The sequence below is a fragment of the Bradyrhizobium sp. GW821-FHT13H05 genome (assembly GCF_058804065.1).
In genome coordinates this window covers 53,803-68,645 of record NZ_JBXAPO010000021.1, presented here as the reverse complement: position 1 = coordinate 68,645, position 14,843 = coordinate 53,803, and the positions used below count along the sequence as shown (strand labels likewise).

At 64.5% G+C, this 14,843-nt stretch carries 14 protein-coding genes; 5 read left to right on the top strand and 9 right to left on the bottom strand.

Features of this window, described 5'->3' with window-relative positions:
* Positions 1–24: 24 nt before the first annotated feature.
* On the bottom strand, positions 25–2,718 hold the full coding sequence (gene ligD, locus AC1RR3_RS36265) for a DNA ligase D (RefSeq protein WP_492829723.1): 2,694 nt from the start codon (positions 2,716–2,718) through the stop codon (positions 25–27).
* Between the two features lie 119 nt (positions 2,719–2,837).
* On the opposite strand from ligD, the gene ku reads away from it, so the two are divergent.
* On the top strand, positions 2,838–3,722 hold the full coding sequence (gene ku / locus AC1RR3_RS36260; protein ID WP_492829721.1) for a non-homologous end joining protein Ku: 885 nt from the start codon (positions 2,838–2,840) through the stop codon (positions 3,720–3,722).
* 9 nt (positions 3,723–3,731) lie between these two features.
* Here ku and AC1RR3_RS36255 read toward each other — a convergent pair whose 3' ends face one another.
* The 8 genes from AC1RR3_RS36255 to AC1RR3_RS36220 all read right to left on the bottom strand — a co-directional run bounded on the left by AC1RR3_RS36255 (position 3,732) and on the right by AC1RR3_RS36220 (position 12,460).
* The gene (locus AC1RR3_RS36255; RefSeq protein ID WP_492829719.1) at positions 3,732–3,923 is read right to left on the bottom strand and encodes a hypothetical protein; all 192 of its coding nucleotides are present in this window, start codon (positions 3,921–3,923) and stop codon (positions 3,732–3,734) included.
* 23 nt (positions 3,924–3,946) lie between these two features.
* Positions 3,947–4,636: a response regulator gene (locus AC1RR3_RS36250; RefSeq protein ID WP_492829717.1), complete on the bottom strand. Its 690-nt coding sequence runs from the start codon at positions 4,634–4,636 to the stop codon at positions 3,947–3,949.
* Positions 4,633–7,356: a DUF4118 domain-containing protein gene (locus AC1RR3_RS36245; RefSeq protein WP_492829715.1), complete on the bottom strand. Its 2,724-nt coding sequence runs from the start codon at positions 7,354–7,356 to the stop codon at positions 4,633–4,635. Before AC1RR3_RS36245 ends, AC1RR3_RS36250 begins: the two co-directional genes overlap by 4 nt.
* A 40-nt stretch (positions 7,357–7,396) precedes the next feature.
* The gene (locus AC1RR3_RS36240; protein WP_492829713.1) at positions 7,397–8,002 is read right to left on the bottom strand and encodes a K(+)-transporting ATPase subunit C; all 606 of its coding nucleotides are present in this window, start codon (positions 8,000–8,002) and stop codon (positions 7,397–7,399) included.
* Positions 8,003–8,110: 108 nt separating this feature from the next.
* A complete protein-coding gene (gene kdpB, locus AC1RR3_RS36235) occupies positions 8,111–10,225 on the bottom strand; it encodes a potassium-transporting ATPase subunit KdpB (protein WP_492829711.1) in 2,115 nt (704 codons plus the stop codon).
* A gap of 93 nt (positions 10,226–10,318) precedes the next feature.
* Entirely contained in the window at positions 10,319–12,022 is a 1,704-nt protein-coding gene (kdpA, locus tag AC1RR3_RS36230) for a potassium-transporting ATPase subunit KdpA (RefSeq protein WP_492829709.1), read from the bottom strand.
* 112 nt (positions 12,023–12,134) lie between these two features.
* Entirely contained in the window at positions 12,135–12,224 is a 90-nt protein-coding gene (locus AC1RR3_RS36225) for a K(+)-transporting ATPase subunit F (RefSeq protein ID WP_326903947.1), read from the bottom strand.
* A gap of 11 nt (positions 12,225–12,235) precedes the next feature.
* Positions 12,236–12,460, bottom strand: coding sequence for a hypothetical protein (locus tag AC1RR3_RS36220; protein WP_492829707.1), 225 nt, complete (start codon positions 12,458–12,460; stop codon positions 12,236–12,238).
* A gap of 270 nt (positions 12,461–12,730) precedes the next feature.
* On the opposite strand from AC1RR3_RS36220, the gene AC1RR3_RS36215 reads away from it, so the two are divergent.
* The 4 genes from AC1RR3_RS36215 to dapA all read left to right on the top strand — a co-directional run bounded on the left by AC1RR3_RS36215 (position 12,731) and on the right by dapA (position 14,833).
* Positions 12,731–13,201 (top strand): hypothetical protein, encoded by a 471-nt coding sequence (locus AC1RR3_RS36215; protein WP_492829705.1) that lies wholly within the window; start codon positions 12,731–12,733, stop codon positions 13,199–13,201.
* 40 nt (positions 13,202–13,241) lie between these two features.
* Positions 13,242–13,502, top strand: a complete 261-nt coding sequence (locus AC1RR3_RS36210; protein WP_492829816.1) for a hypothetical protein — start codon at positions 13,242–13,244, stop codon at positions 13,500–13,502.
* Positions 13,503–13,634: 132 nt separating this feature from the next.
* Complete coding sequence (locus AC1RR3_RS36205) at positions 13,635–13,889, top strand: hypothetical protein (RefSeq protein WP_492829703.1); 255 nt, start codon at positions 13,635–13,637, stop codon at positions 13,887–13,889.
* A gap of 26 nt (positions 13,890–13,915) precedes the next feature.
* Complete coding sequence (gene dapA, locus AC1RR3_RS36200) at positions 13,916–14,833, top strand: 4-hydroxy-tetrahydrodipicolinate synthase (protein ID WP_492829701.1); 918 nt, start codon at positions 13,916–13,918, stop codon at positions 14,831–14,833.
* Positions 14,834–14,843 lie beyond the last annotated feature (10 nt).

The following is a 14,843-nucleotide window of genomic DNA, read 5'->3' as shown; positions in this document are numbered from 1 at the left end:
GGTTACGCCTTCGGCTAACCCACCTTACTTTCTTTTCGCCGCCAACTTCTTGATCGCCGCCTTGATCGACGTGGCAGCATCGTCATAGCCGCTCCACGCCTTCCATCGCGCCAGCAGGCCTGGTACGGTTCTCACCGTAAATTTCTTCGGATCGAGATCGCCCTTCACCTGCGCCCAGGTGACCGGCATCGACACGGTCGCGCCGTCGCGCGCGCGCGGCGACAAGGGCGCGACCGCTGTCGCCAGGCGATCGTTGCGCAGATAGTCCAAGAAGATCTTTCCGTTGCGCAGCTTCTTGGACATGTTGAGCAGATAGCGATCTGGATCGTCGTCCGCCATCCACTGGCAGACACCTTGCGCGAACGCCTTGGCCTCTTTCCAGCCCACCTTGTCGCGCGCGCCGTGGAGCAGCGGCACCACCACGTGCAGGCCCTTGCCGCCGGTGGTCTTGCAAAAACTTTCCATCCCGACGTCGATCAGGCGCTGCCGCATCTCCTTTGCCGCTTCCACGACATCAGCGAAATCGACGTCCGGCGCAGGATCGAGATCGAACACCAGCCGGCCCGGCGTATCGTAAGCGTCAGGCGCGCAATTCCAGGGATGCAGCTCGACGCCGCCGATCTGCGCGACAGCGGCAAGCCCTTCGACGCGATCGATCTGAAGATACGGCTTGCGATCACCCGAGACCTTGGCGAGTTCGAGCAGGTTCGAGGTACCCTGCATGGCGTGACGCTGGAAGAACTTTTCGCCGCCGATCCCGTCGGGGGCGCGCAGGATCGAGCATGGGCGGCCCTTGATATGCGCGATCATCCACGAGCCGACCGCCTCGAAATAGCGGGCGAGATCGAGCTTTGTGACGCCCTCGCCGTCACCGCCATCCGGCCACAGCTCCTTGTCCGGCTTCGAGATCGCTACGCCCATCACCTCGGCGGTGCCGGCGTCTTTCTTCCTTCCGGGCTTCACTGGAAGGCGCTTTCTGGCGGAAGGCTTGGCAAGCTCAGTATCGGCAGGCGCTTCTGCCTCGACCTCCTCGGCCGGCTTGTCTAGCCGCAGGCCCTTGAAGGCGGCCTGGCGGATATTGCCGTCGGCAGTGAAGCCGGCGAATTCGATCTCGGCGACCAGCTCCGGCTTCAGCCAATGCACGTCGCGCGTCTTCTTTGGCGCGTTCCTGCCGCCGAAGGGGGATTCGCTCGACGCCGCCTCCTTCAGGAACGGCATGATGCGCTTGACCTTGTCGGCGCCAAAACCGGTGCCGACGATGCCGACATAGGCGAGATGATCGCCGCGATAGACGCCAGCCATCAGCGAGCGGAATTTTCCCGCATTCGTCTTCCAGCCGCCGATCACGACCTCATGGCCGGCGCGGCACTTTGCCTTGGTCCAGCTCTCGGCGCGGCCGGAACGATACGGCGCATCCAGCTTCTTGGACACGATGCCTTCGAGCTCGAGCTTGCAGGCCGATTGCAGTACGGCATCGCCGCCGCTCTCGAAATGCTCGACATAGCGGATCTGGCTCACCTTCTTGCGCGCCTCCAGCAGCTCTTTGAGCCGCGCCTTGCGCTCGCCGAGCGGCAGGCGGCGATAATCGAGGCCTTCGACAAACAGCAGGTCGAAGGCAAAGAAGATCAGCTCCTCGGTCTTGCCCTCCGACAGCGCGGCCTGGAGCGAGGAGAAATTCGGCGCCCCATTGTGGTCGAGCGCGACGATCTCGCCATCGATCATGATATCAGGCAGCGAATTGGCCTCCTTCGCGATCACTGCGAACTTTTCGGTCCAGTCGAGGCCTTTCCGCGTCTTCAGCGTCGCCTTGCCGCCCTCGACCCGAAGCTGCACGCGATAGCCGTCGAACTTGATCTCGTGGCACCAGCCATCTCCCGACGGCGGGCGCTCGACCACCGTGCAGAGCTGCGGCGCGACGAAGTCCGGCATCTCCACGACCTCCTTGGCGGTACTCGCCGTCGTCGTGTTTTTCCTCGAGGTCTTGTTCTTCGAGGTCTTGTTCTTCGAGATATTGCCGCTCTTCAGTATCGCGCGGGGCGCGGACTTGACGGTGCGTCCTTTGGGCTCCTCAGCGCGATTGGACTGCCAGACCGCATCGGCCTTGGTCCTGGCGCCCTTCGCCAGCATGAACGGTTTTGGCGCGCGCCCCCTGCCATCGGCGATCTGCGCCATAGCGCGACCAGAGGCCACCGACTTGTCCTCGCTGAGGATGTCCTCACCTTCGCTGGCATATTCGTCGCGATGCTTGATCAGCAGCCAGTTGGTGCGCTTGCCGCCGGTGCGATCGTTGCGCATGCGCACCAGCACCCAACTTCCATGCAGCTTCTCGCCATGCAGCGTGAACTTCAGATCGCCTTTCTTGAAGCCGGCTTCCGGATCATCCGATTCCCACGTGCCGCGGTCCCACAGCATGACCGTGCCGCCGCCATATTGCCCTTCCGGAATGGTGCCTTCGAAATCGCCATAGTCGAGCGGATGGTCCTCGACTTCGACGGCCAGCCGCTTGTCGTGCGGATCGAGCGATGGGCCCTTCGTCACCGCCCAGGACTTGAAGACGCCGTCGAACTCAAGCCGGAAATCGTAGTGCAGCCGGGTGGCGTCATGCTTCTGGATCACGAAGCGCCGCTGCGCCGATGGCGCCACCGCCGTCTTGCCCGACGGCTCCGGCGTCTTCTCGAAATCACGCTTCTGTCGATAGGTGGAGAGTTTTCGCAGCACGAGCGGTCCCGCATCCTCTAATCGCGTCAAAGCCTATCACGGCCGAAGTCCAGGCCGGAACCAAAACCCCGGAGCCCGGTTGGAGTTCCTGAAACGCCTTGAAATCACTGGAGAATGCAATGGCTCCGCGCGCCTATTGGAAGGGAACGTTGAAGCTGTCGTTGGTGAGCTGCCCGGTCGTGCTCTATCCCGCGACCACAGCGGCCGAGAAGACGCGGTTTCACATGATCAACCGCGAGACCGGCAACCGGCTGAAGCAGCAGATGGTCGATTCCGAGACCGGCGATGTCGTCGAGAGCGAGGACAAGGGCCGCGGCTACGAGCTGCGCAAGGGTAAATATGTCGAGATCGAGCCGGAGGAGCTCGATGCGGTCCAGATCGAGAGCAACCACACCATCGACATCGAGAGTTTTGTGCCGAGTGACGAGATCGACCAGCGCTACCTCAACCACCCCTATTACATCGCGCCCGACGGCAAGGCCGCGGTCGACGCATTTGCAGTGATCCGCGACGCCATGAAGGACCAGGAGCGTGTCGCGCTCGCAAAAATCGTGCTCACCAACCGCGAGCATATCATGGCCATCAAGCCGCTCGGCAAGGGCCTGCTCGGCACCACGCTGCGCTACCCCTACGAGCTGCGCGACGAGGACGAGTTCTTCGACGATATCAAGAGCCCGAAGATCACCAAGGACATGGTCGAGCTCGCCGGCCACATCCTGCACACCAAGGCCGCGCATTTCGACCCGTCGAAATTTAAGGACGACTACGAGACCGCGCTGAAGGCGCTGGTGAAGCGCAAGGCGAGCGGCAAGACAATCGAGCTGCCGGAGCCGGAGGAGCGGCCGAGCAACGTGGTCAGCCTGATGGACGCGTTGAAGCAGAGCCTGAAGGGGCGCGGCGGGAAGAAGACAGCCGCGAAGCCGCATGCGCGGCGTGCGACGGGGCGACAGCCATCGGCAAAGAAGACGCACCGGTCGACGGCGCGGCAGAGGAAGGCGGGCTGACTTGCTCCGTCATTGCGAGCGCAGCGAAGCGATCCAGACTGCGGCCGCGGAAAGATTCTGGATTGCTTCGCTGCGCTCGCAATGACGATGTGGATACATCTCCACGCCGCAATTTCTGTCGTCATGCCCGGGCTTGTCCCGGGCATCCACGTTCTTCGTGCCGCGCGTCAAGGCGTGGATGGCCGGGTCAAGCCCGGCCATGACGGGTCGTTTGACCTCGACAGCTAATCCCCCGATTTCAGCCGATACCCGATCCCCGTCTCCGTCAACACATATTGCGGCCGTTCCGGATCGGCTTCGATCTTCTGGCGGAGCTGGCGGACATAGACGCGGAGATATTGCGCGTCGGTCAGCTCGTCCCAGAGCTCCTTGAGCAGGAAGCGGTGGGTGAGCACCTTGCCGGCGTGCTGCACCAGCACGCGCAGGAGATCATATTCCTTGGGCGACAGCTTTACGTCGCGATCGCCGACCTTGACGATACGGCGGACGAGATCGACCGAGAGATCGCCGGTGCGGAACACCGGGCGCTCGCCCTGCACCTGGAGCTGATGCCGCAGCGCGGCGCGCAGCCGCGCCAGCAGCTCGTCCATGCCGAACGGCTTGGTCAGGTAGTCGTCAGCGCCGAGATCGAGCGCCTGCACCTTGCCGGCCTCGTCGCCGCGGCTCGACAGCACCACGATCGGCACCGCCTCGTTGCGAGCCCGGATGGTCCGCAGCAGCTCATGGCCCTGGATGTCGGGGAGGCCGAGATCGAGGATGATCAGCGCGGGCTCCTCGCTGAGCTTCTCCAGTGCCATTTTGCCGTTCGACGCTTCCAGGATCTCATACCCCTGCGTCGTGAGCCCCATCCGCAGCAATTTACGTATCGGCGGCTCATCGTCGATGACCAGAACCTTGATCGGGGCAGCACTCATGCGGCGGTATCCAATGCTTTGGTCTGTGCGGGCACAGGCAGACGGATGGTGAGGACCGCGCCGCTCCGGTCGCTGCGGTTGGCGGCCGCGATCGTCCCCCGCATCGCCTCGACGAAGCCGCGTGAAATGGCGAGCCCGAGCCCGGTGCCGGGACGGACGTGATCGCCCTTCTGCGCACGGTAGAACTTGTCGAATACGCTCTCGAGCTCATTGGGCGGAATACCGGCACCTTCGTCGGCGACCTCCAGCACCACCTGATCGCGCTCGCGCCGGCTCTTGATCGAGATCGTGGTGTCGGGCGGCGAATATTTCGCGGCATTGTCCAGCAGATTGAACAGAACCTGCTCGAACAGCACGGCATCGAGCTGGAGCATCGGCAGATCGGCTGCCAGCACCAGCTCGACCTTGTGGGCGGTCAGGATCTTGCTCGCGCGCCGCAGCGCGCTGCCGACGATCTCGCTGAGATCGTGCAACGCCGTATTGGGCACGATGGCGCCGGACTCGAGCTTGGTCATGTCGAGCAGATTGGCGATGAAGCGGTTGAGCCGTTCGGATTCGTCGATCACGGTGGCGAGCAGGTCGCGCTTCTCGGTGTCGGACAGCGCGTTGGCAAGATCGCGCATGGTCGAGGCCGCACCGAGAACAGAGGCGAGCGGCGTCTTGAGGTCATGCGAGATCGAGGTCAGCAACGCCGAACGCAATCGATCGGATTCGACCGTGCGCTTGACGCGGTCCATGTCCTCCACCAGCAACACGCGCTCGATCGCGAGCGCGCCCTGATCAACCAGGGCGTCGAGCAGCCGGCGCTGGTCCGGTGTCAGCAGCGGACCGGTGCGATCATTGTCGATGCCGATGACGCCGATCGGGCCGCGCCCGGTGCGCATCGGCAGGAACAGCCGCTTCGCGCCCGGCAGCGTGTCCGAGCCGCGGCCGGCGGAGCGGTCATTGCTCCAGGCCCAGTTGGCGGCGGCGAGGTCGGCCTGATCGAGCTGGTCCTCCGGCGGATAGCCGGATTTCACCGTCAAGAGGCCCTCTTCCGGCAGCAACAGCACGACGCGGACTTTCAGCATCAGCGCAATCTGATACGCGGTCGCCCACAGCACGTCGTCGAGCGTTGCCGTGCCCGCGAGCTTGCGGCTGAAGGCATAGAGCTGTTCGGTGGTCCTGATCCTGCCGATCGCGCTGTCGGCCTGCGTGCGCACGCGCGCCGCGACGTTCGAGACAATCATCGCCACCACCATGAACAGCACGAAGGCGGCGACATTGGTCGGATCGGTGATCGTGAAGGTGTAGATCGGCGGCAGGAAGAAGAAATTGTAGGACAGTGAGGCCGCGACGGTCGCGAGCAGCGACGGCCACAAGCCATAACGGACCGCGACGGCCACCACCGCGGTCAGAAGCACGAGGTCCACGTTCTCGATGCCGAATCTCGGCTGAATCAGCTCGGCCGCACCGAGGCCGACCAGAACGATGCCGAGCGCTTTCACGTAGGGCAGCGGATTGAACGGCTCCGGGCGCGCAGCGGTCTGCATCGACGTCTTCGGCGCGGGCTCGTCGGGCAACTCGTCGCCGGGAATGACGTGAACGCTGATATTGCCGGCGCGACGCACCAGATCATGCACGACGGAGCCGCGCGTCATCTCGAACCAGCGCGACCGGGTCGACTTGCCGATCACGATCTGGGTGACGTTGTTGCCTTGCGCGAAATTGATGACGTCGTCGGCGATGCGGCGGCCGACGGCGGGAATGGTCAGGGCCTCGCCGCCCAGCGATTCCGCAAGCCGCATCGTATCGGCCAGCCGGTCGCGCTCCTCATCGGACAATTGCAGGGACCGGCGGGTCTCGATCGAGACCGCGGTGAACGGCGCGTGCAGCCGGTCGGCCAGCCGCTTGGTGTAGCGCACGAGGCCGGCCGCGCGCGGATCCTCGCTGACACAGACCAGGATGCGTTCGCCCGCGGCCCAGGGACCGGCGATCGCGTTCGCCTGCATGTGGGTGAGAAGCTGCTCGTCGACGCGTTCGGCGGTGCGGCGCAGCGCCAGCTCGCGCAGCGCAGTCAGATTGCCGGGCGAGAAATAATGCTCCAGCGCCCGCTCGGCCTGCCTCGGAACGTAGACCTTGCCCTCCTTCAGCCGCTGGATCAAATCGTCGGGCGTGAGGTCGATCAGCTCGATCGCATCCGCACGGTCGAACACCGAATCCGGCACCGTCTCGCGCACCCGGACATGGGTGATCTGGGCGACGACGTCGTTCAGGCTCTCGATGTGCTGGATGTTGACGGCGGTGTAGACGTCGATGCCGTGGGACAGCAGTTCCTCGACGTCGAGATAGCGCTTGGGATGGCGGCTGCCGGCTGCGTTGGTGTGCGCGAGTTCGTCGACCAGTGCAATTTTCGGGCGGCGTGCGATCACGGCGTCGAGGTCCATCTCCTCAACCGTCTGGCCGCGATAATCGAGCTTCTTGCGCGGGACCACTTCCAGCCCCCGCACCAGCGCCTCGGTCTCGGCGCGGCCATGAGTCTCGACGAAGCCGACCACGACGTCGATGCCGGCCTTGCGCTTGGCATGAGCGCTTTGCAGCATCTCGTAGGTCTTGCCGACGCCGGGGGCGGCGCCGACAAAGATCTTCAGCTTGCCGCTGACGCTGTCCTCCCTGCGCGCGGCCTCCAGCAGCGCCTCGGGGGACGGACGTTGTTCGGGATCGCGGCGCTCTCGGACCATCAGGTCAATATAATCATCCTGTTGCCGCGAGCCTAGACCGCTACTTCGCCGACGCGCGGTCGAGCGCGAGATTCAGCGCCAATACGTTAACCCGAGGTTCGCCGATCAGGCCGAGCAGACGGCCCTGGACATTGGAGGCCACAAGCTGCTTCACCGCGTCCTCCGGCATATTCCGGGCCTTGGCAACGCGCGGTATCTGGAATTGCGCGGCTTCCGGGGAGATGTCGGGGTCGAGGCCGCTGGCCGAGGTGGTGACCAGGTCGACCGGCACCGCCGCGTTCGGATTCTCCGCCTTCAGCTTGTCCACATCCTCCTTCAGCCGGTCGGCCAGCGCCTTGCTGGTCGGGCCGAGGTTGGAGCCGCCCGAGTTGGCAGCGTTATAGGGCGCCGAAACCGTCTTGGTCGAATCATTCGGGTCGGGCGCGAGCGTCGCCGAGAGGCGGCCGTGGAAGTACTTGTCGTCCTTGAACTCCTGCCCAATCAGGGCGGAGCCGACCACCTTGCCGTCCCGCTCGATCAGGCTGCCCTGGGCCTTTGCGGGGAAGATCGCCCCGGCGATCCCGGTCATCGCGAGCGGATAGGCCAGTCCCGTGATGGCGGTGAGCACCAGCAAGAGGACGATGGCGGGGCGGATTTCTTTGAGCATGTGTTTCTCCTATTTCTTCGTCATTGCGAGCGAAGCGAAGCAATCCAGAGTTTCTCCGCGGGGGCAGTCTGGATTGCTTCGTCGCTTCGCTCCTCGCAATGACTGCGGTTATGCGAGATGCAAGGCAACGACGACGAGGTCGATCGCCTTGATGCCGATGAAGGGAATGACGATGCCGCCAAGCCCGTAGATCAAGAGGTTACGCCGCAGCAGCGCGCCCGCACCGACGGCGCGGTAGGCCACGCCCTTCAGCGCCAACGGGATCAACCCGATGATGATCAACGCATTGAAGATGATCGCCGACAGGATGGCGCTTTGCGGGCTCGACAGGTTCATGACGTTGAGCACGTTGAGCTGGGGGTAGAACGCCAGGAACATTGCCGGGATGATCGCAAAGTATTTTGCGACGTCATTGGCGATCGAGAAGGTCGTCAGCGCACCGCGCGTCATCAGCAGCTGCTTGCCGATCTCGACCACTTCGATCAGCTTGGTCGGGTTGGAGTCGAGGTCGACCATGTTGCCGGCCTCGCGGGCAGCCTGGGTGCCGGTGTTCATGGCGACGCCGACGTCGGCCTGCGCGAGCGCCGGCGCGTCGTTGGTGCCGTCGCCGCACATCGCCACCAGCTTGCCCTTGGCCTGCTCGTCGCGGATCAGCTTGAGCTTGTCCTCGGGGGTTGCCTGCGCCAGGAAGTCGTCGACACCGGCTTCCGCCGCGATCGCCGCCGCGGTCATCGGATTGTCGCCGGTGATCATGATGGTGCGGATACCCATGCGGCGCAGCTCGGCGAAGCGCTCACGGATGCCGCCCTTGACGATGTCCTTGAGCTGGATGACGCCGAGCAGTTTTCCATCTTTGGCGACCGCAAGCGGCGTGCCGCCGGCCTTGGAGATCTCGTCGGCGATGGTCTGCACCTCCCGGCCGATATCCGAGAGCACCGCAGGCTGAATCGCGCGAGCCGTGTTGCCCGAGGCTACCGCCAGCGGCGCGCCGCCGCCGACATAGTTCAGCATGGCATCGACCGCGCCCTTGCGGACCGACGAGCCGCCGGCATCGACGCCGCTCATGCGGGTCTGCGCCGTGAACGGAATGAAGGTGGCGCCAAGCTCGGCCATGTCGCGGCCGCGGATGCCATATTTCTCCTTTGCCAGCACGACAATGGAGCGGCCTTCCGGGGTCTCGTCGGCGAGCGAGGCGAGCTGGGCTGCGTCCGCCAGCTCCTGCTCGGTGACGCCGCGAACCGGGCGGAACGACGTCGCCTGGCGGTTGCCGAGCGTGATCGTTCCGGTCTTGTCGAGCAGCAGCGTGTCGACGTCGCCGGCCGCCTCCACCGCGCGGCCGGACATCGCCAGCACGTTGAAGCGCACCAGGCGGTCCATGCCGGCGATGCCGATCGCCGAGAGCAGCGCACCGATGGTGGTCGGGATCAGCGTCACGAACAGCGCGACCAGCACGATCACCGAGATCGAGCCGCCGGCATAGGCCGCATAACTCGGAATGGTGACGGTAGCGAACACGAAGATGATGGTGAGGCCGGCGAGCAGGATGTTGAGCGCGATCTCGTTCGGCGTCTTCTGCCGCTCGGCGCCTTCGACCAGCTTGATCATGCGATCGATGAAGGTCGAGCCTTGCGCTGCGGTGATGCGGACGCGGATCCAGTCGGACAGCACCTGCGTGCCGCCTGTTACTGCCGAGCGGTCGCCGCCGGACTCACGAATCACGGGCGCGGATTCGCCGGTGATGGCGGCCTCGTTGACGGAGGCCACGCCCTCGATCACCTCGCCGTCGGAGGGAATGGTGTCTCCGGCTTCGACCAGCACGATGTCGCCGACCTTGAGGCTTGTGCCCGGCACCAGCTTGAACGCCTGACTGGCGCCGCTCAGGAGCTTGGCCTGGCTCTCGGTGCGGGTCTTGCGCAGCGATTCGGCCTGCGCCTTGCCGCGGCCTTCAGCCACCGCCTCAGCGAAATTGGCGAACAGCACCGTGAACCAGAGCCAGAGGATGATCTGGAAGGTGAAGCCGAGATTCGCGCCGCCCGTGACGAGATCGCGCAGGAAGATCACGGTGGTGAGCGCGGCCACGATCTCGACCACGAACATCACGGGGTTCTTCACCATCAGCCGCGGATCGAGCTTGGCGAAGGATGCCCGGATCGCCGGCAGCACGATCTTGGGATCGAGCATCGCCGACATCGGAGCACGTTTTTGCAGTTTCATCGTATCCATGGAGGTCACTCCAACCAATCAGAAGTCTGTCAGAACACTTGGCCGTCAGAACACCTGGCGGTCAGAACACTTGGCGGTCAGAACACTTGGCGGTCAGAACACTTGGCTGGCGTTCATCGCAAGATGCTCGACGATCGGGCCGAGCGCGAGCGCGGGGAAGAAGGTCAGGCCGCCGATAATCAGGATCACGCCGACGACGAGGCCGACGAACAGCCCGCCCGTGGTCGGGAATGTGCCCGCCGACGGGGGAATGGACTTCTTGGCGGCGAGCGAGCCCGCGATTGCCATCGCAGGAACGATCATGAAGAAGCGGCCGACGAACATCGCGCTGGCAAGCGTGAGGTTGTAGAAGAAGGTATTTCCGGTCAGGCCCGCGAAGGCGGAGCCGTTGTTGCCGGTTGCCGAGGTGAAGGCGTAGAGCACCTCGGTGAAGCCGTGAGGCCCGGCATTCGCCATCGAGGCGACCGCCGCCGGATAGACCACGCCGACCGCGGTCCAGCCGAGATACATCAGCGGCAGCACCAGGATCGCGAGCATCGCCATCTTGACTTCACGCGCCTCGATCTTCTTGCCGACATATTCCGGCGTGCGGCCGACCATCAGGCCCGCCACGAAAATCGCGAGCACGACGAACAGCAGCATGCCGTAAAGGCCGGCACCGACGCCGCCGATGATGATCTCGCCCAGCTGCATGTTGATCAGCGGGATCATGCCGCCGAGCGCAGTAAAGCTGTCATGCATGGCGTTGACCGCGCCGCAGGACGCCGCCGTCGTGATCACGGCGAACAGCGAGGACGCGACGATGCCGAAGCGGACCTCCTTGCCCTCCATGTTGCCGCCGGTCAGACCGAGCGCCTGAAGCGTCGAGGTGCCGTTGGCTTCGGCCCAGTAGGTGATGGCGACGCCGGCGACAAACAGCACGCCCATCACGGCCAGGATCGCCCAGCCCTGGCGCTGGTTGCCGACCATGCGACCGAACACGTTGGTCAGAGCGGCGCCCAGCGTGAAGATCGACAGCATCTGGATGAAGTTCGACAATGCGGTCGGGTTCTCGAAAGGGTGCGCGGCGTTGGCATTGAAGAAGCCGCCGCCATTGGTGCCGAGCATCTTGATCGCGACCTGCGAGGCGACCGGGCCGACCGCAATGGTCTGCTTGGCGCCCTCGAGCGTGGTGGCCTCGACATAGTCACCGAGTGTCTGCGGCATGCCCTGCGAGACCAGGAACAGCGTATAGACCACGCAGATAGGCAGCAGCACATAGAGCGTGCAGCGGGTGACGTCGACCCAGAAATTGCCGACGGTGCGCGCTGAGGCACGCGAGAAGCCGCGGATCAGGGCCACCGCGAGCGCGATGCCGGTGGCCGCCGACAGGAAGTTCTGGTGCGTCAGGCCCAGCATCTGCACGAGGTACGAAATCGTGCTCTCGCCACCGTAGTTCTGCCAGTTGGTATTGGTGATGAAGGAGATCGCGGTGTTGAAGGAGAGGTCCTCCGCAACCGCACCCTGCCCGGCGGGATTGAAGGGCAGCACAGCCTGGAGCCGCATCACGCCGTAGATGATGAGGAAGCCGCCGACATGGAACAGCAGCATGGAGACCGTGTAGGTTAGCCAGTGCTGCTCGCGTTTCTCGTCGACGCCGGAGAACCAGTAGATCCCGGCCTCGATCGGACGCAGCACCGGCGACAGGAATGTCCGCTCGCCGTTGAAGACGCGCGTCATGTACCAGCCGAGCGGCTTCGCCAGCGCGACGATGATAACGCAGAATAGAATGATCTGGAGCCAACCGATCATAGTCATGGCATTAACCCTTCAGACTTTGTGTCCCGCGCAGGAGCGGCAGGAGGAGTGCGAGCAGGCCTGCGACGAGCGCGGCGTCAGCCAGCAGCAATTCGACAAGCAGCAGCACGGGTCAGAACCGCTCGGGCCGCAGCAGCGCGTAGGTGAGATAGATCAGCAGGCCGAACGAGACCGCACTGGCGAGCGCATAATCGAAGATCATGGTCCGCTCCCTCACAGCCGTTCGCAGGCGTAGGTGTAGCCGATCGCAAGGCCGAAGAAGACGAGGCCCAGCGCCAGCATCAGAATGTCCATCATGGGGATACTCCTCGTTGCGTCTTTATGTCCGGCGCAACCGTTTCTCAGACGTCCGGCGGGCGGGCCGATGTGAGGAAAAGCAACGCTTTTCCACGGCGCCAACCGGGACTTTTGACCGTGCTGAAGTGCCACCACGAGCATAGGTTTTCGAGATGAGGGCTATGGCGAAGTTATAGGAATCTCATAAAGGCCGGGGCTTGCGCGGTCAGACGACGCTCGCGAGGCGCCCCTACTGTCGTCCCGGCCTTGACCGGGACGACGGGCGGAGAATGGCGCATCACCTGCCTCCTTCCCCGTCCATTTATGGAATCCTTATATTTCCCACCCCTTCCCCATCTCGTTTTCAAATGCCCTTCCCGCCATCCTGGAGAGGCCGGCCGACTGACCGACACCACTTCCAGGAGGCCTGACATGACCACCGCCGCTCTCCGACACGACGACCCGCCGTCACTTGGCAATCGCTTGCGCAATGCGCATGGGATGACGCGATCGTTGATCCTCGAGATCATCGACAAGGCCTGCCGGCGCTTCCCGTCACTCGGCCAGAGCGAGCGCACGGCACGTGTCATGCGCCTGATCGATGCCGAGGCCTGGACCGATGCGGCGCTGGCATTGATGGAGCTTGAGCTGCCGATGTGGCAGGTCCGCCGTATCGCCTATGACGAGGGCGAATGGCACTGCGCGCTTTCGCGCGAACGCGAATTGCCGGATTGGCTCGACACCGCGATTGAAGGATGCCATGGCGACCTTGCGATCGCCCTGCTGTCGGCTTTCGTCGAGGTCCAGGCCCTCGCTGCGGAAGCGTCGCGGCCGAGCGTTCCTTCGGTTCGTCCTGTGCTGGACCCGCTTTACGAACCGCTTGCCTGCGACAATTTCGGCTAGGGCCACCTGACGGATTTACGCCTTGCCCCACGCACCGGACATGTCGCATACGCTGAGCCCGGCGCGCGTGATCGCGCGCTTCGCCGTTCGCGTCGTGCTGCTCGTTGTCTTTGCCGCATTCGGCAGCGTCGGTTTTGGCCGAAGCCTCGCCGGCCTGCTCTGGATGTCGATCATCCTGTGCGCGCTCGCCGGCCTCATCAGGCGCGAACCGCTGTTCGGCCCTGCCCTCAATCATTGGGACGAAGCTGTCGCCTTCGGCGCACTGTTCGCCCTGGTTCACATTGCCAATGGCGTGGCCTGAGCAGCGGGCTTTATGACCTTCCTATGAGATCGCCGCGTGCCCGCCCTCGAAATCATATTCGCGAGACAGGATATTGAGCAGGCCGGCAGGAAAACGTGTCCCGTGCCGGCGTCGTTCAGAAGGAATATATCCGTGAAACTCGTCGAACCTCCCTCGTGCAGCTGCCCCTCGACCATCGTCTTCATCGGTCGCAACCACCGGGGACAATGGGTCGCGCAGGAGCAGAACGGCCTCTATGGCGGCCTGTTCGTCAGCCGCGCCCAGGCCGTCAAATATGCGCTGTTCGAGAACGGGCAGCATCCGGAAACCATCGTCGAGCTGCCGCGCGAGATCGAGCTCGACATGGGCAAGAGCCCCAACACCATCATCTCGCAGCGCGCCGCCTGAGCCGGCGCTTTTTCCGCGGGAAAGCCATGTTCATTCCCCCCTCTGCCTGGTTCACCGGTTTCATTCCGGACCTGCCGACGCCGTTCGACGCGGCTGATGCGGTCGACCTCAAGGCCTTTGCCGCGCTCTGCGAGCGCCAGATCGCGGCAGGTGTCCCCGCCATCGTGGTCTGCGAGACAGCCGGCGAAGCACCAACGCTCTCGCCGGCCGAGCAGGAGCTCGTCATCCGCGCCGCGGTCGACGTCGCCCGCGGCCGCGTGCGGATCATCGCCGGCGCGCTGTCGAATGCCACCAGCCAGGTCATCGAGCTTGCACGGCGCGCGGAAGCGGCCGGCGCCGATGCCGTGATGGCGGTGGTGCCCGCCTACAACAAGCCGATGCAGGAGGGCATGCTCGCGCACTTCCGCGCCATTGCCGGCGCCACCGGCCTGCCCGTGATCCTGCACGACGTTCCCGCTCGCACCCTGCGCCCACTCGCCGACGAGACGCTGCTGCGCCTCGTCGAATCCCGTCAGTTCGTGGGCCTGCGCGACGCAAACGGTGACATCACCCGCCCGATGCGCCTCGCCCGACTGCTGCCATCAGGCTTTCGCCTGCTTTCCGGCGACGACGTCACTGCCTTCGGCTATATCGCAAACGGCGGCGATGGCGCGATCTCGGAGGTCGCCAACATCGCCCCTGACCTCTGCCGCACGATCTTTTCGCAGGTCAGGCAGGGCCGCCTGCAATCGGCCCGCTACCTGCACAAGCGCCTGATGCCGCTCATCGCCTGTCTCGCCAAGGACAGCCCGGCGGCGCTCAAGAGCGCCCTGAGCGTGCTGGGTCTGATGTCGCCGGCCACAAGGCTGCCGATCGTGCCGCTGGACGCCGCCGCGCAGCGGGAGGTGGTTCGCGCCTTCGCCGCGATCGCCGACGAGGAGCTGATCGACAGCGTCGGAGCCTGACGCGTCGCGG